The organism is Streptococcus infantis (assembly GCF_047460685.1).
GTDB lineage: Bacteria > Bacillota > Bacilli > Lactobacillales > Streptococcaceae > Streptococcus > Streptococcus infantis_AD.
In genome coordinates, this window is record NZ_JASHFS010000004.1 from 77,303 (window position 1) to 97,005 (window position 19,703).

Consider the following 19,703-nt stretch of genomic DNA (forward strand, 5'->3'; position numbering starts at 1 on the left):
GGACCTCCTTTTTGATTAGTAACTTTTTATTCATGATGTCTATAAGAAGGCGAGCGAACATCCTCTTTTGGTAGATTGATGTCTTGACCAGCTTTTGCGACAAGTAAATCTTGTGTATCTTTTTTCTCTGATTTGTAAGGATTAGAGAACTCTTCATCTTCCATGTTTTCCTCGTTTGGATTATATCCTTCCCGACTACGATGATAGATGGAACCATGGTCAGAAGAAAGTTCTACATTAATTCTCTCAAGTTCTTTTTTAGCTAGTTTGATGACCATATCTTTTTTTGACTCTAGCTCTACCTTACCATGTACTTGAATATCCTCAGCAGAGATATGTTCATGGTCTGCTTGGATGCGGCTATCTGTTAGACTGGTTTCAAATACATTGACAATTCCAGTTGTGATCAGTTGGCTATTTTTAATCTCGCTATCAGTGATACGAAGAAGATAGCCATTTGACAGAATCTTGGCATTGCTGAGTTTTGCATTAGCAATTGAAAGGATACGATGGTTTACCTGGGCAGTTAGATTTTTTAATTCTTTTCCTCTTGGTAATGAGAGAACAACTTCATCATTGCGGCTAGAAATTCCGCTTGCGATAAAGAGGATACCTTCGATACTAGAACCTATAGAGCGACGTGTAGTTGATTTGGTATCAGTTATTTCAAGACTTTTCTCTTTGATAGAGTGTTGAAGATTTTCTTTTTCAGAGATGGTCGGGTGATACTGAAGGTGAATCTTATCATCGTTTGACTCCGTAATGACGAGCGAATGTTCTTTCAGTGAGATGTTAAGGTTTTCGATATCTTGATCAAAAACGAGTTCTTCCATTCGACTTTCAAATACTGGATTTTGAGACATTGCAAGGAGGCTTCTGACACCATCTGTTTGGATGCCGATGATCATCATGGAAAAACCGATGATACTGGTAACAACACCAAAGATAAGAAATCCTTTTGTCCATTTACGCATGTCTTTCACCTCTCTTTCCTCTATTAAGAATCCATTGGATGAGTCGAAGGACTAGTAATCCAAAGAAACGTGCTACATAGGAAGTCGCTAGTAAGACTAGAGACGAAGCTCCGATCGCTAGTAAACCTCCACCAAAAATCAGTATAAAAGCAGATGTCGATTCAGCCAGAACGTAGAAGCTTTCAAATAGGAGAACGCCTCCTAGGATTAGTCCAGCTACTGATACAGCAAAGAAGGCTATAAGTACGCTGACAGCAGCGATAAAAATCCCGATGATAGCCATGAGAAGAGCAATTCCGACTGGAATTCCGATAGGAGCTGCAAGAAGGGCTAGTAGAGCGATGCGTAAAATATGGCGGTCGTTCTTACTGGAATTTTCTTCGTTGATTTTCTTATCAAGAAGTGTAGTCAGGACATCATGGGCAGCTTCTTTTGGACTTCCCAGGCTAGCGATAAGCTCCTCCTCACCTTCTGGACCCGCATCATCAAAGAGTTCTTTGAAGTAATCCATGGCTTCAATGCGATCAGATTGAGGAAGCTTCATCAGATAGGCTTCAAGCTGATTCAAATATTCAGTTCTTGTCATGGCGAATGCTCCCTTCTATGATGCCATTGATCGTGTCAGTGTAGAGTGTCCATTCTTCTCTGAGTACAAATAGTTGCTCCTCCCCAATCTCTGTCAAGGAGTAGTACTTCCGCATCCGACCTTGGTATTCGCGAGAGTATGTAGTCAGATAGCGGTTGGTATCCAGTTTTTTCAAGATGGGGTAGAGGGTAGATTCCTTGATTTTGGCAATGAGTTTAATGGTTTGGCTAATCTCATAACCATAGGAATCCCCTTGTTCTAGGATGGCCAAGATGAGAAATTCAATCAAAGCCGCTGATGTTGGAAAATACATGGGGCACCTCCTTTTTTAGTATGTAAAAATTTTATATATAATTATTCTACACATACATCATACATCTAAATGTAAGCCCTGTCAAGCAATATGTGTAAAATTTTTATATATAAAAAATCTCCTAGTAAAAACTAGAAGATTAGAGGATTTTATCCGCTCGATCCACCATAAAGAGGGCGATTGTCATGATAATATCAATTATTAGAAGAATCAGTACCGCTGGAACCCAAGACTGGAACATGTTAAAACTGTAACCAAAGAGAGTTGGTCCAAAGGCAGCTAGAATGTAACCACCGGTCTGGGCAAGTCCAGATAATTGAGCCGTTTTTTCAGGCGAGCTTGTTTTAATAGAAAAGCAAACCATGAGATAGGGGAAAAGTGCGCTACAGGCCGTGCCAATCAAGAGATGAGCCATCAGCCAATAAAAGAAATTACTACTTGGGTATAAAAGCATAGCAATTCCTAACATACCAGCCAGAGAGATGACTGCTAACATGATTTGACGGTGACGATTTGACAAACGCGTCGTTAAACTTGGAATGGTCATGGAGAAGGGAATGCTAATTAGTGAAAAGATAGAAGCCAGAAGTCCGGCATCCGTATGAGCTAGCCCTGCACTGATGGCCATGGTTGGCAACCAGGTCATGCTGGTATAGAAGAGCAGGGACTGCAACCCACCGAAGACAATAATAGCCCAAACTTGCTTGCTTTTTAGGATATTCTCTTTTTCTTTTTTATCTTCATGCCCTTCTAGGAAATGATTGTGGCCATGGTTAGGAAACCAGACCAATAAGGTTAGCAGGCAGACCATGGACAGGCAGAGAATCAGCCCCTTCCAAGATGTTGCCTGAGTAATGGGTACAGAGAGGTAGGAAGCTAGTGCTGTCGCGATTCCCATAGTCGTCACATAAACCGTTGTCAGGAAGCTAATCTTTTGTGGGTAGTTTGCCTGAATCATACTAGGAAGAAGTACGTTAAAAATAGCGACACTTGCTCCGATGAGTAAGGTTCCCAGATAGAGAAGAGGAAGATTGAAGATACGAATCACTGAACCGATGGTTAAGACGAGGAGGCTGTATGTAAAAAGGTGCTCGAGTCCAATCTTTTGAGCCAAACGCGTCGCAAAAGAGGAGAAAGGAGCAAACATCAAGAGAGGAAGGCTGGTCAAAACCCCAAGCGAGCTGACCTCAACTCCTAAACCTTGAGCAATATCTCCTAAAATAGTCGGTAAGGCCGTAAAAGGAGCTCTTAAGACCGCTCCGATTAAGATAATTCCTAGAATAAAAAAGAGTGATCGTTTGTTCATGTGCACCTCAATAAGCTGATTTTGATAACAGCTTATTTTAAGGCTTTTTCCTATAGATGTCAAGATGGTGTGAGGGAATCGGCTATTTAGCTCAGTGAAATCATGGGTAAAAAGAAGGAGAGATTTACTAGTTTTTTTCTGGGATTCAAATAAAAATAGGAAAGTCTGAAAAATTGTGATAAAATAGTGAAAGAAAATATATACATTGGAGAAAAACTGTGTCTGAAAATAGGAAATTTAGCGTCTTGATGTCAGTCTACATCAAAGAAAATCCTGTCTTTTTAGAAGAGGCTGTAAAAAGTATCTTACATCAAACGCTCAAACCTAGTGAAGTGGTTATCGTTGAAGACGGTCCACTGACACCTGAACTATATCAAGTGTTGGAAAAATTGGCAGCACAGTCAAGTATTCCAATCAAACGTTGTCCACTGGAGCAAAACCGTGGCCTAGGCCTGGCACTACAGTATGGTGTTTTGCAGTGCCAGTATGACATCATTGCCCGTATGGATACGGATGATATTGCTGTTGAAGATCGTTTTGAACAGCAGTTTGACTTGATGGAAAAGGAAAACTTGGCTCTACTAGGCGGCCATATCGCAGAATTCATCGATCAACCTGATGAAATTGTTTCTTACCGTCGTGTGCCGACTAAGCACGAAGAGATTATCGCCTACCAACGTATGAGAAGTGCCTTTAATCACATGACTGTTATGTTCAAAAAAGAGATGGTTCTCAAGGCGGGTAACTACGAAGATGGGCTTTATATGGAAGATGATCTTCTCTGGCTTAATATGATTAGCGCTGGAGCTCGAACTGGGAATGTGGATCAGATTCTTTGTAAGGTGCGCGTGGGAGCGGGGATGTTTGAACGTCGTGGTGGCCTTCGCTATCTCAAACTCTATCGCCAAGCACGTCAAAGAATGCACGCGCGTGGACAGATTTCTTATGTCGAATATCTGAAAAGTGTGTTAATCCAAGTTGTCGTTGCCCTATGTCCAGGATTTGTCCGACAGTTTATATTTTTAAAACTATTGAGAAAAAGTAAATAGCTAATCAGTTAAAAAAACCTCTAGTAATTACTAGAAAATGTGATTTTGTGTAGGAGGATACCATTCACATGAATAAAAAAATGACAGATTATGTAATTGATCTGGTTGAAGTACTAAATAAACAACAAAAACAAGTCTTTTGGGGTATTTTTGATGCTACCAGCATGATTTCCTCTATCATTGTTTCTTATATTTTATTTTATGGATTGATCAATCCAGCACCTGTGGACTATGTCATCTATACTAGCTTGACCTTCCTTTTCTATCAAATCATGATTGGCTTCTGGGGGCTCAATGCTAGTATTAGTCGCTATAGCAAAATCACAGACTTTATGAAGATATTCATCGGAGTAAGTATCAGCAGTGTCTTGTCCTATCTCCTTTGCTATGCCTTCTTGCCACTTTTCTCAGTGCGTTTCATCGTTCTCTTTATCTTGCTCAGCACCTTCTTGATCTTGCTCCCACGTATTACTTGGCAGTTGATCTATTCAAGACGCAAAAAGAGTGATGGAGAAGGGGAACATCGTCGTACCTTCTTGATTGGTGCGGGAGACGGTGGAGCTCTCTTTATGAACAGCTACCAACATCCTACGAGTGATCTTGAGTTAGTGGGTATTTTGGACAATGATGAAAAGAAAAAAGGTCAAAAACTAGGTGGAATCCCAGTCTTAGGATCTTATGAACAGTTACCAGAACTCTCAAAACGTCATCAGATTGAAAAAGTTATCGTTGCGATTCCTTCTCTCGATCCATCAGAATATGAACGTATCCTAAAAATGTGTAACCAACTTGGCTTGAAGTGTTATAAGATGCCCAAGATTGAGTCGGTTGTACAAGGATTGCATCCTCAGGTAGGTGGTTTCCAAAAAATCGATATTACTGACCTTTTGGGACGTAAAGAAATTCAACTAGATGAGTCACGCCTAGGCTCAGAAATTACTGGAAAAACCATCTTAGTGACAGGTGCAGGAGGTTCTATCGGGTCTGAGATTTGCCGTCAGGTTAGTCGCTTTAATCCAGAACGCGTGGTTCTCTTGGGTCATGGGGAAAATTCCATTTATCTGATCTATCATGAATTGATTCGTAGCTTCCAAGGAATTGACTATGTTCCTGTGATTGCAGACATCCAAGACTACGATCGCTTGCTTCAAGTATTTGAGCAGTACCAACCAGCCATTGTTTATCACGCTGCTGCCCATAAGCACGTGCCAATGATGGAACGTAATCCAAAAGAAGCCTTTAAAAATAATATCCTCGGAACTTACAATGTTGCCAAGGCAGTTGATGCTGCTAAGGTTCCAAAAATGGTTATGATTTCGACCGATAAGGCCGTTAATCCACCAAACGTTATGGGAGCTACCAAACGTGTGGCAGAGTTGATTGTTACAGGATTCAACCAACGTAGTCAATCTACCTATTGTGCGGTTCGTTTTGGGAATGTTCTTGGTAGCCGTGGTAGTGTGATTCCAGTCTTTGAGCGTCAGATTGCAGAGGGTGGTCCAGTGACTGTGACGGACTTCCGTATGACTCGTTACTTTATGACCATTCCAGAAGCTAGCCGTTTGGTGATCCATGCAGGAGCTTATGCCAAAGATGGAGAAGTCTTTATCCTTGATATGGGCAAACCAGTTAAGATTTATGATCTGGCCAAGAAAATGGTTCTTCTCAGCGGACGTACTGAAAATGAAATTCCGATTGTAGAAGTGGGGATTCGTCCAGGTGAGAAACTCTATGAGGAGTTGTTGGTATCTACTGAATTAGTTGATAATCAAGTCATGGATAAGATTTTTGTTGGTAAGGTTAATGTCATGCCACTTGAAGTCATCAATCAAAAGATTGAAGAATTCCGTGCCTTGCAAGGTTCAGAGTTGAAGCAAGCCATTATCGGTTTTGCCAATGAAACAACTCACGCTGATTCATAATAAAAGTAAGGTATTATCCCTAGAATTCTTTTTGACAGGAGGGAAGGGATAGTATCTTTTTTCTAGATTTGGAGAGACTTTCAGAGTTTTTTGAACAAACTTGTTATTAGTGAACAGATATGATAAACTATAGTAAATAAAAAAATTAGGGAGTAACTTATGATTAACGCTTATAAGAATTTCTTTAAAGGTTATGTAGATTTTACAGGCCGTTCAACACGTTCAGAGTTTTGGTGGGTTTGGTTAACAAACATACTACTTCTTATCCCTCTCTACTCAGCATACTTTAATGTTATATTTAGCGAAGGAAGCGAGGGTGCTTTTCTTGCCTTGGGTGGCCTTGCTATTATTTACATGATTTTTGGTCTGGCACTTTTCTTGCCTTGGCTTGCGTTGACAGTTCGTCGTCTCCGTGACGCTGGTTTTCACTGGGCTCTGATTTTTGTACATTTTATTCCCGTGGTTGGAGGAATTGCTTTACTAGTCTTGTTAGCTATGCCCACTAAGGAAGTAGAAATAGTCACTATCGACAGATCTAAAGAAGTTGAAACCGAAGAAGTTTCCCCCTTTGAGTAATGTAACCAGTGTGGTGAAAGGCATTTTTCCTAGTCAAGTACAAACAAAAAGACTCCCAAGTCTAGGAGATGCTAGATTTGGGGGTCTTTTGCTTAATCTTTCTTTTGTAAATGATTTAAAATATCCTCTGTTTGGTGAGCGATCCAGTCAGGATTATAGCCCATGAGGTCTTTCTCATCACCGAATCCCCAGGTTACCGCTAATTTCTTAATGCCAGTTTCTTGGGCACCAATCATATCAAACTTGGTATCTCCGATAATAACCACTTTTTCTGGCTCCAAGTTATGAGTTGTCAAAGCTTGACGGATGACATCTGCCTTGTGTAGGGCTTGAGGGCTTGAACCATAAATGCCATCAAAGAAGTGGTCAATCCCAAAATTGTTAGTCATGTCAACTGCGGTTGGTGTATTCTTCGTAGTAGTGATATAAAGAGGATAATGCTCAGCTAGTTCTACGAGTAAATCTTTGATATGTGGAAAGAGTTGGGCTTCGTACACACCCTTTTCCTTATAATAAGAACGATAGAGCTGGATGGCTTCCTCTATTTGCTCAGCTGGTAAACAACTAGCAAAGCTGGTTTCTAGTGGGGGACCCATAAAACCTCGAATGGTTTTGGCACCAGGACTAGAAACTCCAAGTTGGTCAAAGGTATAGGTGAAACCATTATGGATACCGATAGAACTATCAACTAGCGTTCCATCTAAGTCAAAAAAGATAGCAGATATAGATGACATTGATTCTCCTCATAATGATGAAATTATTCGCCGAAGATTTCTTTTTGAAGGCGACGACCTGTAGGTGTGGCAGCGAGCCCCCCTTCAGCAGTTTCACGAAAGGCAGTTGGTAAGCTAGATCCTACTTGATACATGGCGTCAATGACCTCATCAACTGGAATTTTTGATTCGATACCAGCCAGAGCCATATCGGCTGCGATGAAGGCAAAACTTGCTCCCATGGCATTCCGCTTGACACAAGGAACTTCAACCAAACCTGCAACGGGGTCACAGATTAGGCCGAGCATGTTTTTGATAACGAAGGCGATAGCCTGGCTCGCTTGATAAGGTGTTCCGCCTGCAGCTAGAGTTAGGGCAGCGGCACTCATGGCTGAAGCTGAACCGACTTCGGCCTGGCAGCCACCTTCGGCTCCCGAGATAGAAGCGTTGTTAGCAATCACGAGTCCAAAAGCACCTGCAGCGAATAAGAAGTCTAGTTGTTGTTCATGAGTTAAATCCAACTTTTGAATAGCAGCAGTGAGAACGGCTGGAAGGCAGCCTGCACTACCAGCAGTAGGTGTTGCACAGACCAGTCCCATCTTGGCATTGTGTTCATTAACGGCGATAGCATTACGGGCTGCAGACAAGACAGTGAAGTCTGATAGGGTCTTTCCTTTTTTGATGTAGTGGTCAAGCTTGGCAGCGTCACCACCTGTCAAACCACTACGAGATTTTTTTTCACTAAGACCAAGCTCAACTGAAGCTTTCATGACTTCAAGGTTGCGCTCCATGAGAAGGAGAACTTCTTCTCGTTCACGACCTGTTAGCTCAAACTCGGTCGTAATCATGAGTTCAGCAACATTTCCTTGAAAATCAAGTTCGGCTTGTTCGACTAATTCTTTGATAGAATAAAACATATTTTCTCCTATTGAAAGAAATTGACATTATGCAAATGAGGAATTTTACGAATCTCTTCGATAGATTCATCACAGTTGCGACTATCAACTTCGATAATCATAATGGCTTTCTCACCAGCTTTTTCGCGAGTTACATTCATCTGGGCGATGTTAATGTCAAAGCGAGAGAGGGCCTCTGTTACGTGAGCAATCATACCAGGAACATCCTGATGAACGATGATGATGGTAGGAGTGTTCATGTTGAGGGATACGGCAAAGCCATTGAGCTCTGTCACCTGGATGTTACCACCGCCGATTGAAATTCCCGTCACACTGATGGTCTTGTGCTCATTCTTAACAGTGATTTTCGTAGTATTTGGGTGAGGGGCGTTACTGTCTTTCTGGATAGTCCAGACAATTTTGATGCCACGCTTGTGGGCAATTTCTAAACTATTTGGAATTTCTGGATCATCTGTGTCCATTCCTAAGATTCCAGCGACTAGGGCGAGATCAGTTCCGTGCCCTCGATAGGTTTTTGCAAAAGAATTAAAAAGCTGGAACTCGACCTCGGTTGGAGTATCGTCAAAGATAGAAGAGACGATTTTACCGATACGAACAGCTCCTGCCGTGTGACTACTAGATGGACCAATCATGACTGGTCCAATGATATCAAAGACAGATTGAAAACGAAGTGATTGCATCTGTTTCCCCTTAAAAAGATTCTTAACTCTATTATATCAAAGATTAGATGCAAGCGCTCAATTCCATGATAAAATATCTAAAATCCCCATAAAGCCTATAAAATCAAGCCTTTTGTAACAAAAAGAGGCTATTTAAGTGAAATAAAACATAGTCTTGTAACATTTCTACATAAAATCGTCAAGAAACAGTAATAATAGTAGGGTATGATGGAAATATAAGAAAGAAGGAGAATCTTTTAATATGAAATCAACAACTAACAAAATTAAAACAGGACTTGTAGGAGTAGCAGCAGCGCTTGCTTTCCTTGCACCATCACTTACTTTTGCACAAGAAACAACAACTTATACAGTAAAATCAGGTGACACTCTATCAGGAATCGCTGAAAAATACAATACAACTGTTGAAAAATTGGCAGAAAAAAATAAGATTAAAGATATTCATTTGATCTATGTAGACCAAGTATTGGTGATTGATGGTGAAGCACCAGCAACTTCAACTACTTCAGCTGCGACAGCAGAAGCTCCAGTAGCAGCATCTGCAGCTACTGAAACAACAACTTATGAAGCGCCAGCAGCAAGTGTAACTGTAGCAGAAGAAACTGTTGCTACAACAGAAACTTCAGCATCAACTTCAACTGTAAGTGGATCAGAAGCAGAAGCTAAAGAATGGATCGCTCAAAAAGAATCAGGCGGTAGCTACACAGCTACAAACGGACGTTACATCGGACGTTACCAATTGACAGATTCATACTTGAACGGTGACTATTCAGCAGAAAACCAAGAACGTGTAGCAGACGCTTACGTTGCAGGACGTTACGGTTCATGGACTGCAGCTAAGAACTTCTGGCTTAACAACGGTTGGTACTAAGAACTAACTAGCAGAATAAGATGCAAAAGTCGAGGGATTTCCTCGACTTTTTTATATTTCCTTTGCTTGATAACAGGTCTCTACTTCCTTTTTGAGGTGAGATAGCATTGAGGTTTCATCAGATAACTCCAGAAGGGAGAAGCCCTTTTGAATAAGATGATTATTACTAGTGCAAATACCTATTCGAACATAAGTGATTGCCAAAATATCGTATCTTTTCTTTTTCTTGGCATCCTCTAGTAAGGTGTAGCAGATTTGTTGACAGGTATTTTTATCTTGATTGTACAAGTAAATGGTGGACAGATTGAGTAGGATTGTCATTCGTAATTCATATAAATGTCGATAGTTTTTATATTCTTCCAAGCGCTGCAAGATCTTTTCAGTGATGAGGTGGAGGTGTTCGATGGGAAAGCTAAAAAGTATGGTGTTGAGGATTTTTAGGTCGCTTTCATACCATGTATCTTGTTTTTCAATTTTTTCCCAAAGCTTTTTGACCGTTTGTTCCACTTGGATTGAAAGTTGTCCTGTTCCATGTTGACGGATATAAATGACAACTTCCAGCATATCTCTGATTTCCTCTATAGGGAGATCGTGATGGATCTTGAGATAGTCTTGGCATGTTTCAAATAAATTGACTAGACTACTGGTACCAAAGATGGAACTTGTATTGAGATAGGTTTGCATGATTTCTGTCCGTTGACTCGGCTGATAGAGATGGCAGATGTATTCAAACTCTTCAAAACTCATATTGATTTGACGGAGAAGAAACTCCATGTTTTCATATTTTGGAGTTGCCTTGCCACTTTCAAACTTGGAAAGACTGGTTCTTGAAAGGACATTTCCACAGACCTCTTCTTGGGTCAATCCTTTTGACTCGCGTATGTCTTTATATACTTTCCCGAAATCATAGCGCATGATGTTCTCCTCTTCGTGAAAAAAGTTAACAATAAATTGAATTCTATTAAACATATTGTATCATAAGAATATAGAAAGTAAATATGGGGTATCATGTAGCTAGAAAATAAAGATTGGAGGTTGTTTCAATGCGTAAAAATAGAGATATATTTCGGGTAATCATTGTCTTTGTGGTAGGGGTTATGTTGATTCTAGCAACCCCAGTGTTATTTAGAGTTGTTATAGAACTACTGTCAAAATAAAATCTGCATTGAGTAGATTCATTAGGATCTCAAATCTTTACATGTTTCATCAATTTCTTTTAGTTAGAAGTCCGATTTTTCATTTACCATATTTATATTCATAGAAATTCTAGTCAAGAAAGTAAAGTGGATATCATGAGAAGAAAATAAGAAAGGTGATTTTATCTATAGTAGGTAGAATCTAAAAAATAAATTATGACTCATTTAAAATTTTATATCAAATCCGTTCTTTGTTCATTGGTATTGTTTATCCTTTTAATTCTTTTTATTAAAAATATATATTACCCTGCTCTAAGGATAACTATTGAAGTTATTCTGTCATTTTCTATAGGTAGTCTTTGTTATTCCATTTTTTGTAAAACAAATCGAGCTGCTTTCCTGCCAATTTCGGTTGTTTTATTTTTGCTGACTCTCTATTTGCTGGGAGTATAGTGTTTTAGCAGGAATTTTGTCAGTTTGCATTTTTTCTTGGAGAAATTCTGACGCTTGAAATCTTAGTGGCATTAAGTGGAGTAAATTTATTGTTAAGATTTTTCAAAAAAAGAGAAGTCAATAGATTTGCTTGTGGATTATAAAGATGAAAGGTAAAATTGGAATATTTAAAATGAAACATTTTTTTGCAGGAATTGGTGAAATTCATTTTTTGTCATTTTTATTATATCTAAGCATGTCTACTAGTCCAATTATTGGACTAGTGATTGGATATACTAAAATAAATCTAATAAATTCTATTATTATAGCTCTTGGTATGATATTGGCATTAATTTTGGTATTATCAAGAGTGTACAGAAAATATTTTTATAGAGACGATGATGACTAAAGTTTTTATCAATAATTGGTTCCATAATATCTATAGGTAATTTATCCACTACAAATATTATAGAGCCCTAAAAAAGAGCAGTTTAAGGCTCTTTTTGTGTGTTTACATTTGATGAGAGATCATTATAAACATTGGTGTTGAGGGCTTACAAGTTTATGGGATTTCGCCATCTAGATTATTAGTTAGACGAATTGGTTGTATCGCTATTAGACTCTGATTGAGAACCTGAAGAATCAGCAGTTTGACCTCCTGTATTAGCGCCATTATCTCCTCCACTGCTAGCACTATCAGTGGAGTATTGGTCCGTTGCAGGTGTCTGGGAATTAGATATTCTTCCATTTATTTCTGGATAGCTTTGAATATAGCTACTATCTTCTGAACGGCTGGCTTCTAGTCCGGCATCTCTAGTAGTCGTTTCTGTTTGGGTAGTTTTTTCTTCTTCTTTTTTGGTCAAGACTTCAACTTGTTTTTGGAATTTAGAGATTAGTTCTTGAATTGGTTTTATCTTTTCTTCAAGAGCAGCTTGGTCGCTGGCAGAATTAATGTTTTTAATGATGTCTATTATTTTTTGCAAGGAAGTGATGGCTGTCTCAAGTGTTTGTTTATCTTGAAACTGGCTATCAGAATCCTTTATATCTAATTTCAAAGCTTTTTCACTATAATGATTTGTGACTTTATCGGTAGTAGAAGCGAGAAAGTCTGCTAATGTCTTTTTGCCTTCATCAGTAGTTGGTTTTAATTCTTGAATTTTTTTCCAATCTTCTATAATGGTTTCAGAATCAATATTGAAGTCTTTAATGGCGTTTTTTACTTGTTCGACATCTTGTTGATTTTTTTGTTGTTTGATGAGAGCAACGTTCCCTCTCTCTGCTTGGCTTTTTTCTTGATGGAGGACTAAGCCTGTCAAAAGTCCAATACCTGCAATAAGTGTAATAATAAAAATAGTATTTTTTGATTTTAGAATATCTTTGTAGTTGTTCACATTAGTCCTACGCACATGGGATGATGGTGTATATATGGAATCATGTGCGCATTCCTCCTTATTAAAGTATATCATTTTTAGTTGATTTTAAAAATAAGTTTTTAAAGAGAATAGAGATTTAGGAATGAATTGATTTCTTTTGTATCCTGATTTTCATGTATTGACAGAAGAGGTTGATAGATTATCAGCCTCTTCCTTGTCTTCTCTATCTAAGCATGTTATAATGAAAACTGCTCAAACGACCTTCAATCGTGATAGCAAACACGACCTTCAATCGTGAATAAACGAATAGATGGGAGAACTACCATGAGTGATAACTCTAAAACACGTGTTGTCGTGGGGATGAGTGGTGGTGTTGATTCGTCGGTGACGGCTCTCTTGCTCAAGGAGCAGGGCTACGACGTGATCGGTATCTTCATGAAGAACTGGGACGACACAGATGAAAACGGCGTCTGTACGGCGACCGAAGATTACAAGGATGTGGCTGCGGTAGCAGACCAACTTGGCATTCCTTACTACTCTGTCAATTTTGAAAAAGAGTACTGGGACCGCGTTTTTGAGTATTTTCTAGCGGAATACCGTGCAGGGCGCACGCCAAATCCAGATGTTATGTGTAACAAGGAGATCAAGTTCAAGGCCTTTTTGGACTATGCCATGACCTTGGGAGCCGATTATGTAGCGACTGGGCACTATGCCCGTGTGGCGCGTGATGAGGATGGCATCGTTCACATGCTTCGTGGCGTGGACAATGGCAAGGATCAGACCTATTTCCTCAGCCAACTTTCACAAGAACAACTCCAAAAGACTATGTTCCCTTTGGGACATTTGGAAAAACCTGAAGTTCGCAGACTAGCAGAAGAAGCAGGCCTTGCGACTGCTAAGAAGAAAGATTCAACAGGAATTTGCTTTATCGGAGAAAAGAACTTTAAAGAATTTCTCAGCAACTACCTACCAGCCCAGCCTGGTCGAATGATGACTGTGGATGGTCGCGATATGGGTGAGCATGCTGGTCTGATGTACTATACGATCGGTCAGCGTGGCGGACTCGGGATCGGTGGACAACACGGCGGTGATAATGCTCCTTGGTTTGTTGTCGGCAAAGATTTGAGCCAGAACATTCTCTATGTAGGCCAAGGCTTCTACCATGATTCGCTCATGTCGACTAGCTTAGAAGCTAGTCAGGTCCACTTTACTCGTGATATGCCAGAGGAATTTACATTAGAATGTACGGCTAAATTCCGCTACCGTCAGCCTGACTCTAAAGTGACTGTTCATGTCAAAGGAGACAAGGCAGAGGTCATTTTCGCGGAACCGCAACGCGCCATTACACCAGGACAGGCAGTTGTCTTCTACGACGGTGAAGAATGTCTCGGTGGCGGTTTGATTGACAATGCCTACCGTGATGGCAAGGTTTGTCAGTACATTTAAGAGCTTCTAAGAGGAATGAGAATGTTTCAGTTTTTTAAGAAAAAAACGGCTAAAAAAAAAGTCAATGACTCTCTCAGACTATAAGAAAGCGTATTTGAGGGAGAAAACGACAGAATCGATAGAGGCCTTGTTTAAGGAATTGAAGCAAGCTAAAGTCTGGGTTCCCTTCAATCCTTCTCTGATGGATGGGAGTGACGGACAAGAAGGTGCTCGTCTAAAGCCGGATATTCTGCAAAAGGGAGATGACTACTTTTATCCTTGCTTCTTAGAAATTCAGGACATCCCCAAGGACTATTATGACCGATTTTCTTGGTTGCAGTTACCTCTTGTGGACTGTTTGTTTGCTGCGGAAGGGATGGGGAGTTTTCCTGTGAGAGGGATTGTTCTAGATGCCTTCTCTGACCCAGTTGAGATTGACAAAGGAGCTTTTGAAGTAATTCGCCAATCATAGTACATATAGATTGACAAATTTTCTCAATCTGCTACAATAATAACAGCAATAGAAATGATGGTCAAAGCTCATGGATGTTGCAGGCTTTTTGTCCTGCACTTCTTTGGAGTTTTGACTGTTTTTGTGTCGTTTAGAGGAAAGGACAAAAATGACTCAACAAGACTTTCGGACGAAAATAGGAAATACGGTTTTTGGTGTTCGGGCGACAGCCTTGATTCTTCAAAACCGCAAGCTTCTAGTCACCAAAGACAAGGGCAAATATTACACAATTGGTGGTGCGATTCAAGTTAATGAAAGCACGGAAGACGCGGTAGTCCGTGAAGTGAGGGAAGAACTGGGTGTCAAAGCTGAGGCTTTGCAACTAGCTTTTGTAGTTGAAAATCGTTTTGAACAGGACGGTGTTTCCTATCACAACATCGAGTTTCATTATCTAGTGAATTTGCTTGAAGATACCCCATTGACCATGCAGGAAGATGAGAAAACGCAGCCCTGTGAGTGGATTGACTTGGATCAGCTCCAGGATTTCCAACTAGTTCCAGCCTTTTTAAAAACAGCCCTACCAGATTGGGACGGCCAACTAAGACACATTCATCTTGAGGAATAGGAGAGAAAAGGATGGTTAAGCTTATTGCCCATGTACTTGTTCATAGTGGTGATGATTATTTGCTCATTCAGCGTTCGGAAATTAAAAGAGGACAACCCAATGTTTATCCAACTTATTGGGATATTCCTGGTGGCGGGGTTGAAAAGGGTGAACTTCCGCGAGATGGAGCTCTTAGAGAATGTATTGAAGAAGCGGGAGTTAGGCTAGATAGCAGTTCGCTCAAACTTCTTCACGAAGATAGTCAACTGGATACCTCTAAGGATACGGTCTTTACTCGCTTAGTTTATAAAGCAGAGTGGGTTGGGGAGAAGCCAATTATCAGATTAGATCCTGAAGAGCATACGCGCTTTAAATGGGTTACTATGGCTCAAGCTCTAGAGGAGGAGAAGTTAGTTCCTTATTTACGAGAAATTTTTGAAAGGTTAAGAAATGACATATAATTTTACTGAAGAATACGATATTATTGTAATCGGTGCGGGACACGCTGGGGTTGAGGCTTCCTTGGCTGCTAGCCGTATGGGCTGTAAGGTCTTGCTTGCGACTATCAACATTGAAATGCTGGCTTTCATGCCTTGTAACCCTTCTATCGGTGGTTCTGCCAAGGGGATCGTTGTGCGTGAAGTTGATGCCCTCGGTGGTGAAATGGCCAAAACCATTGACAAGACTTACATCCAGATGAAGATGCTCAACACGGGGAAGGGTCCAGCCGTTCGTGCCCTTCGTGCGCAGGCTGACAAGGAGCTTTACTCTAAGGAAATGCGCAAGACAGTTGAAAATCAAGAAAATTTGACCCTTCGTCAAACCATGATTGATGAGATTTTGGTGGAAGATGGCAAAGTTGTCGGTGTGCGTACAGCTACCCATCAAGAGTATGCTGCCAAGGCTGTTATTGTGACTACAGGGACTGCACTACGTGGGGAAATCATCATCGGAGACCTCAAGTACTCATCAGGGCCAAACCACAGCCTAGCTTCGATTAACCTTGCTGACAATCTTAAGGAACTTGGTCTTGAAATCGGTCGTTTCAAGACGGGGACGCCTCCACGTGTCAAGGCTTCCTCTATCAACTACGATGTAACAGAGATTCAGCCAGGAGACGAGGCGCCTAATCACTTCTCCTACACTTCACGAGATGAGGACTATGTCAAGGACCAAGTGCCATGCTGGTTGACCTATACCAATGGTACCAGTCATGAAATTATCCAAAACAACCTCCACCGTGCGCCTATGTTTACAGGTGTGGTCAAGGGAGTGGGTCCTCGTTACTGTCCGTCAATTGAGGACAAGATTGTTCGCTTTGCGGACAAGGAACGCCACCAACTCTTCCTAGAGCCAGAAGGGCGCAATACAGAGGAAGTCTATGTCCAAGGTCTTTCAACCAGTCTGCCTGAGGATGTCCAACGTGACTTGGTTCATTCTATCAAAGGTTTGGAAAATGCTGAGATGATGCGAACTGGTTATGCCATTGAGTATGACATGGTCTTGCCTCATCAATTGCGTGCAACGCTTGAAACCAAAAAAATCTCAGGCCTCTTCACAGCTGGTCAGACAAATGGAACGTCAGGTTACGAAGAAGCAGCTGGCCAAGGGATTATCGCTGGTATCAATGCGGCTCTGAAAATCCAAGGCAAGCCTGAATTGATTTTGAAACGAAGCGATGGTTATATCGGGGTGATGATTGACGACTTGGTAACCAAGGGAACCATTGAACCTTACCGTCTCTTGACCAGTCGTGCGGAATACCGCCTCATTCTCCGTCATGATAATGCCGATATGCGCTTGACTGAGATGGGACGCGAGATTGGTCTTGTGGATGATGAACGTTGGGCACGCTTTGAGATCAAGAAAAATCAATTTGACAATGAGATGAAGCGCCTAGACAGCATCAAACTCAAGCCGGTCAAGGAAACTAACGCCAAGGTCGAAGCGATGGGATTCAAACCATTGACTGATGCAGTCACTGCCAAGGAGTTCCTCCGTCGTCCAGAAGTCTCTTACCAAGATGTGGTTGCCTTCATCGGACCTGCTGCTGAAGAGTTAGATGACAAGATTATCGAATTGATTGAAACCGAAATCAAGTACGAAGGCTATATCTCAAAAGCCATGGATCAGGTTGCCAAGATGAAACGCATGGAAGAAAAACGAATTCCGGCGAATATTAACTGGGATGACATTGATTCCATTGCGACAGAAGCACGTCAGAAGTTCAAGCTCATTAATCCAGAAACCATCGGTCAAGCCAGCCGTATTTCTGGGGTTAACCCAGCAGATATCTCCATTCTCATGGTGTATCTCGAAGGTAAAAATCGAAGCATTTCAAAAAATTTAGAAAAAAAGCTGACTAATACTCAATGAAAATCAAAGAGCAAACTAGGAAGCTAGCCGCAAGCTGTACTTGAGTACGGTAAGGCGACGCTGACGTGGTTTGAATTTGATTTTCGAAGAGTATAAAGACAAAGTGCTGAATTCTCTTTTAGGGAATTCAGCTTTTTTGATAGAATCGTCCTCTATTTTCGAATAAAGAGAAAAGGAGGAATGATTATGCTGACGGTAGAAGAAAAAAATTTTTTAGACCACTATAAAAATGCTTCCTATCATCGTTTTTATGAGATTGAGCGCTTCACTAGTCTCTGTCAAAAGTTAGACAAATGGCCACCACAGGCTGACAAGCTTTAGACTTTTTGATATACTAGAACAAATTAAAACATAGGAGAGAATGAATGAACGTATATGGCAGATTAGAAGAGGAACCAACTCCATCTTGGACGGGAATTCAGGATGATTTAGTTGGGAGAGAGGAGCGCTTCGAGGATGAACCAAGTTCATTTGCTCCCTTACCATTATTTAAGATCCTAATCTGGAGCACTCTAGTTGTACTTGTATCTGTAGTTCTTCCTTTTTTGCTAGGACTAACTAGCCCAGAGCAGGCACAAGATTTTTATATGGGATGGGCGATGCACCAGGGTGGAGATATCTACACAGACTATTTTGGAACGAGTGGTCTTCTCTATTACTTTTTACAGTATCTAAGCAAGGGTAGTATTTTGTTTGCAGCCTTTACTTGGCTTGCTCTAGTGAGTGCTGGGATTTTTCTTTTCCGTTCAACTTATACCTTGACGGAGGAGAACAAGCAGTCGCAACAAGTGTTGACCATCTTTTATCTTCTTGCTGGAGGACTTAGCTTTGGCGGTGGTTATGCCACCATTTTGGCCCTTCCATTCCTGTTTTACGCTCTTAGTTTAGTAACAAGGTATTTGGTAGAGTATAATCATGACAAAGGTTTCGTGCGTATTGGGATTAACCTGGCTCTAGCATTTTTCTTTGCCCCTCTAGTCACAGCTCTATATGCTCTGGTCTTGTTCTTTGCTTTGTTAGCCTTCAATATTGGGCGTGGTCGCTTGATTCATGGACTCTATCAATTCTTTGCAGCTGGTCTTGGGTTCTCACTTTTCTTTTATCCAATTGGTTACTATACGGCTTATAATGGGAGTTTCGGGAATGCTATTAGTCAAATTCTCTATCCAGTAGATAGTTTGAAGTTTATGTCCAATCCGTTCTTGCTAGACAACCTCCTTTTTTATGGATTGTTAACAATTGGTCTTGGAGGATTAAGATTCGTATTTACAGGGCTTTTCCAGTCTAAACCAAGCAAGCAATACGTCTTATCTATTTTTGCTTCAGTAGCTATCTTATCGTTACTAGGATTGGAAATTTTCTCTACAGAACCGATTCACGGTAGTCGTCTAGCTACTTTTCTTCCTTTCTTGTCCATTCTTCTATTGACTCACATTCGAACTGGGGAATTAGAAGGAGCCAATCGCCGTAGAAGACATCGAGAAGTACCCTCAATATGGGCAATATTTCTTCAGGGTAATGTCTATTTGCCAGTGTTAGCTTTGGCCTACCTATTTTTGGCTCCTCTGGTAGCCCGTTATGTTCTTCACTCAGAACAATATCAAGAACGAACTCGTATAGAAACTACGGTTAAAGGACAAACACAGGCAACAGATCGTATTTATATATGGGATGATCTTACTAATGGTTATAAGACTAGTGAACGTCTAGCAGCTAGTCAGTTGCTATCACCAAAATTATATACTGGCCTTGATGCAAATCGTAGCAAACTTGTCAATGATTTACGTGATAATCAGCCTAAAGTGATTGTGGTCAATACCAAAACAGCTCTCTGGACGGAAGTAGAACAGCTTCTGGCAGAAAGTTATCAACCAGTTCAAAGTGAATTCAAAGACTTTAAACTGTACAAATTAAAATAAAACAATCAATATCTAGTGTAAATTTTATGAAAATATGAATTTTGACACTAGATATTGATTTTTATTTTTATAGTGATATAATA

21 protein-coding genes are annotated in these 19,703 nt (G+C 40.5%); 12 read left to right on the top strand and 9 right to left on the bottom strand.

The window, feature by feature from the left end:
• Positions 1-26: 26 nt before the first annotated feature.
• The 4 genes from QM917_RS02660 to QM917_RS02675 all read right to left on the bottom strand — a co-directional run bounded on the left by QM917_RS02660 (position 27) and on the right by QM917_RS02675 (position 3,179).
• Positions 27-974: a DUF4097 family beta strand repeat-containing protein gene (locus tag QM917_RS02660; RefSeq protein WP_414284715.1), complete on the bottom strand. Its 948-nt coding sequence runs from the start codon at positions 972-974 to the stop codon at positions 27-29.
• A complete protein-coding gene (locus QM917_RS02665) occupies positions 967-1,560 on the bottom strand; it encodes a DUF1700 domain-containing protein (RefSeq protein ID WP_269797844.1) in 594 nt (197 codons plus the stop codon). The genes QM917_RS02660 and QM917_RS02665 overlap by 8 nt, the downstream gene beginning before the upstream one ends.
• Positions 1,547-1,873, bottom strand: coding sequence for a PadR family transcriptional regulator (locus QM917_RS02670; protein WP_006149048.1), 327 nt, complete (start codon positions 1,871-1,873; stop codon positions 1,547-1,549). The genes QM917_RS02665 and QM917_RS02670 overlap by 14 nt, the downstream gene beginning before the upstream one ends.
• A gap of 139 nt (positions 1,874-2,012) precedes the next feature.
• Entirely contained in the window at positions 2,013-3,179 is a 1,167-nt protein-coding gene (locus tag QM917_RS02675; protein WP_414284717.1) for a CynX/NimT family MFS transporter, read from the bottom strand.
• A gap of 248 nt (positions 3,180-3,427) precedes the next feature.
• Between QM917_RS02675 and QM917_RS02680 the strand changes: the two genes are divergently transcribed.
• From QM917_RS02680 to QM917_RS02690, 3 genes are all read left to right on the top strand, one after another.
• Positions 3,428-4,228: a glycosyltransferase gene (locus tag QM917_RS02680; RefSeq protein ID WP_414284719.1), complete on the top strand. Its 801-nt coding sequence runs from the start codon at positions 3,428-3,430 to the stop codon at positions 4,226-4,228.
• Between the two features lie 68 nt (positions 4,229-4,296).
• Positions 4,297-6,150: a polysaccharide biosynthesis protein gene (locus QM917_RS02685; protein ID WP_414284721.1), complete on the top strand. Its 1,854-nt coding sequence runs from the start codon at positions 4,297-4,299 to the stop codon at positions 6,148-6,150.
• Between the two features lie 159 nt (positions 6,151-6,309).
• Entirely contained in the window at positions 6,310-6,726 is a 417-nt protein-coding gene (locus QM917_RS02690; protein ID WP_414284723.1) for a DUF805 domain-containing protein, read from the top strand.
• 92 nt (positions 6,727-6,818) lie between these two features.
• On the opposite strand, the gene QM917_RS02695 is transcribed toward QM917_RS02690, so the two are convergent.
• Genes QM917_RS02695 through sdaAB form a run of 3 tightly spaced genes read right to left on the bottom strand, consistent with a single transcriptional unit; the run spans position 6,819 to position 9,036 of the window.
• Positions 6,819-7,460 (bottom strand): HAD hydrolase-like protein, encoded by a 642-nt coding sequence (locus QM917_RS02695; protein ID WP_153224677.1) that lies wholly within the window; start codon positions 7,458-7,460, stop codon positions 6,819-6,821.
• A gap of 23 nt (positions 7,461-7,483) precedes the next feature.
• Positions 7,484-8,356, bottom strand: coding sequence for an L-serine ammonia-lyase, iron-sulfur-dependent, subunit alpha (gene sdaAA / locus QM917_RS02700; protein ID WP_045762454.1), 873 nt, complete (start codon positions 8,354-8,356; stop codon positions 7,484-7,486).
• Positions 8,357-8,364: 8 nt separating this feature from the next.
• On the bottom strand, positions 8,365-9,036 hold the full coding sequence (sdaAB, locus tag QM917_RS02705; RefSeq protein WP_001191178.1) for an L-serine ammonia-lyase, iron-sulfur-dependent subunit beta: 672 nt from the start codon (positions 9,034-9,036) through the stop codon (positions 8,365-8,367).
• A gap of 241 nt (positions 9,037-9,277) precedes the next feature.
• Between sdaAB and QM917_RS02710 the strand changes: the two genes are divergently transcribed.
• Entirely contained in the window at positions 9,278-9,904 is a 627-nt protein-coding gene (locus QM917_RS02710) for a LysM peptidoglycan-binding domain-containing protein (protein WP_414284726.1), read from the top strand.
• Positions 9,905-9,955: 51 nt separating this feature from the next.
• On the opposite strand, the gene QM917_RS02715 is transcribed toward QM917_RS02710, so the two are convergent.
• The gene (locus QM917_RS02715) at positions 9,956-10,819 is read right to left on the bottom strand and encodes a helix-turn-helix domain-containing protein (RefSeq protein ID WP_414284728.1); all 864 of its coding nucleotides are present in this window, start codon (positions 10,817-10,819) and stop codon (positions 9,956-9,958) included.
• A gap of 846 nt (positions 10,820-11,665) precedes the next feature.
• Here QM917_RS02715 and QM917_RS02720 point away from each other — a divergent pair.
• On the top strand, positions 11,666-11,881 hold the full coding sequence (locus QM917_RS02720) for a hypothetical protein (RefSeq protein ID WP_084954284.1): 216 nt from the start codon (positions 11,666-11,668) through the stop codon (positions 11,879-11,881).
• A gap of 178 nt (positions 11,882-12,059) precedes the next feature.
• On the opposite strand, the gene QM917_RS02725 is transcribed toward QM917_RS02720, so the two are convergent.
• Positions 12,060-12,863, bottom strand: coding sequence for a hypothetical protein (locus tag QM917_RS02725; RefSeq protein ID WP_414284730.1), 804 nt, complete (start codon positions 12,861-12,863; stop codon positions 12,060-12,062).
• 306 nt (positions 12,864-13,169) lie between these two features.
• Here QM917_RS02725 and mnmA point away from each other — a divergent pair, with 306 nt between their 5' ends.
• The 7 genes from mnmA (at position 13,170) to QM917_RS02760 (ending at position 19,620) form a co-directional block, all read left to right on the top strand.
• The gene (mnmA, locus tag QM917_RS02730; protein ID WP_049504854.1) at positions 13,170-14,291 is read left to right on the top strand and encodes a tRNA 2-thiouridine(34) synthase MnmA; all 1,122 of its coding nucleotides are present in this window, start codon (positions 13,170-13,172) and stop codon (positions 14,289-14,291) included.
• 64 nt (positions 14,292-14,355) lie between these two features.
• Positions 14,356-14,742: an SseB family protein gene (locus tag QM917_RS02735; protein ID WP_414284732.1), complete on the top strand. Its 387-nt coding sequence runs from the start codon at positions 14,356-14,358 to the stop codon at positions 14,740-14,742.
• A gap of 148 nt (positions 14,743-14,890) precedes the next feature.
• The gene (locus QM917_RS02740) at positions 14,891-15,346 is read left to right on the top strand and encodes an NUDIX hydrolase (RefSeq protein WP_414284734.1); all 456 of its coding nucleotides are present in this window, start codon (positions 14,891-14,893) and stop codon (positions 15,344-15,346) included.
• An 11-nt stretch (positions 15,347-15,357) separates the two neighbouring features.
• Positions 15,358-15,786, top strand: a complete 429-nt coding sequence (locus QM917_RS02745) for an NUDIX hydrolase (RefSeq protein ID WP_414284736.1) — start codon at positions 15,358-15,360, stop codon at positions 15,784-15,786.
• Positions 15,776-17,701 (top strand): tRNA uridine-5-carboxymethylaminomethyl(34) synthesis enzyme MnmG, encoded by a 1,926-nt coding sequence (gene mnmG, locus QM917_RS02750; RefSeq protein WP_414284738.1) that lies wholly within the window; start codon positions 15,776-15,778, stop codon positions 17,699-17,701. The genes QM917_RS02745 and mnmG overlap by 11 nt, the downstream gene beginning before the upstream one ends.
• 186 nt (positions 17,702-17,887) lie before the next feature.
• The gene (locus QM917_RS02755) at positions 17,888-18,022 is read left to right on the top strand and encodes a hypothetical protein (protein ID WP_265586415.1); all 135 of its coding nucleotides are present in this window, start codon (positions 17,888-17,890) and stop codon (positions 18,020-18,022) included.
• Positions 18,023-18,066: 44 nt separating this feature from the next.
• A complete protein-coding gene (locus QM917_RS02760) occupies positions 18,067-19,620 on the top strand; it encodes a damage-inducible protein CinA (RefSeq protein ID WP_414284740.1) in 1,554 nt (517 codons plus the stop codon).
• Positions 19,621-19,703 lie beyond the last annotated feature (83 nt).

Bases quoted from the DNA above. Each gene is read 5' to 3' on its own strand.
- QM917_RS02660 (WP_414284715.1), bottom strand. From the start codon at position 974: ATGCGTAAATGGACAAAAGGATTTCTTATCTTTGGTGTTGTTACCAGT.
- QM917_RS02665 (WP_269797844.1), bottom strand. From the start codon at position 1,560: ATGACAAGAACTGAATATTTGAATCAGCTTGAAGCCTATCTGATGAAG.
- QM917_RS02670 (WP_006149048.1), bottom strand. From the start codon at position 1,873: ATGTATTTTCCAACATCAGCGGCTTTGATTGAATTTCTCATCTTGGCC.
- QM917_RS02675 (WP_414284717.1), bottom strand. From the start codon at position 3,179: ATGAACAAACGATCACTCTTTTTTATTCTAGGAATTATCTTAATCGGA.
- QM917_RS02680 (WP_414284719.1), top strand. From the start codon at position 3,428: ATGTCAGTCTACATCAAAGAAAATCCTGTCTTTTTAGAAGAGGCTGTA.
- QM917_RS02685 (WP_414284721.1), top strand. From the start codon at position 4,297: ATGAATAAAAAAATGACAGATTATGTAATTGATCTGGTTGAAGTACTA.
- QM917_RS02690 (WP_414284723.1), top strand. From the start codon at position 6,310: ATGATTAACGCTTATAAGAATTTCTTTAAAGGTTATGTAGATTTTACA.
- QM917_RS02695 (WP_153224677.1), bottom strand. From the start codon at position 7,460: ATGTCATCTATATCTGCTATCTTTTTTGACTTAGATGGAACGCTAGTT.
- sdaAA (WP_045762454.1), bottom strand. From the start codon at position 8,356: ATGTTTTATTCTATCAAAGAATTAGTCGAACAAGCCGAACTTGATTTT.
- sdaAB (WP_001191178.1), bottom strand. From the start codon at position 9,036: ATGCAATCACTTCGTTTTCAATCTGTCTTTGATATCATTGGACCAGTC.
- QM917_RS02710 (WP_414284726.1), top strand. From the start codon at position 9,278: ATGAAATCAACAACTAACAAAATTAAAACAGGACTTGTAGGAGTAGCA.
- QM917_RS02715 (WP_414284728.1), bottom strand. From the start codon at position 10,819: ATGCGCTATGATTTCGGGAAAGTATATAAAGACATACGCGAGTCAAAA.
- QM917_RS02720 (WP_084954284.1), top strand. From the start codon at position 11,666: ATGAAACATTTTTTTGCAGGAATTGGTGAAATTCATTTTTTGTCATTT.
- mnmA (WP_049504854.1), top strand. From the start codon at position 13,170: ATGAGTGATAACTCTAAAACACGTGTTGTCGTGGGGATGAGTGGTGGT.
- QM917_RS02735 (WP_414284732.1), top strand. From the start codon at position 14,356: ATGACTCTCTCAGACTATAAGAAAGCGTATTTGAGGGAGAAAACGACA.
- QM917_RS02740 (WP_414284734.1), top strand. From the start codon at position 14,891: ATGACTCAACAAGACTTTCGGACGAAAATAGGAAATACGGTTTTTGGT.
- QM917_RS02745 (WP_414284736.1), top strand. From the start codon at position 15,358: ATGGTTAAGCTTATTGCCCATGTACTTGTTCATAGTGGTGATGATTAT.
- mnmG (WP_414284738.1), top strand. From the start codon at position 15,776: ATGACATATAATTTTACTGAAGAATACGATATTATTGTAATCGGTGCG.
- QM917_RS02755 (WP_265586415.1), top strand. From the start codon at position 17,888: ATGCTGACGGTAGAAGAAAAAAATTTTTTAGACCACTATAAAAATGCT.
- QM917_RS02760 (WP_414284740.1), top strand. From the start codon at position 18,067: ATGAACGTATATGGCAGATTAGAAGAGGAACCAACTCCATCTTGGACG.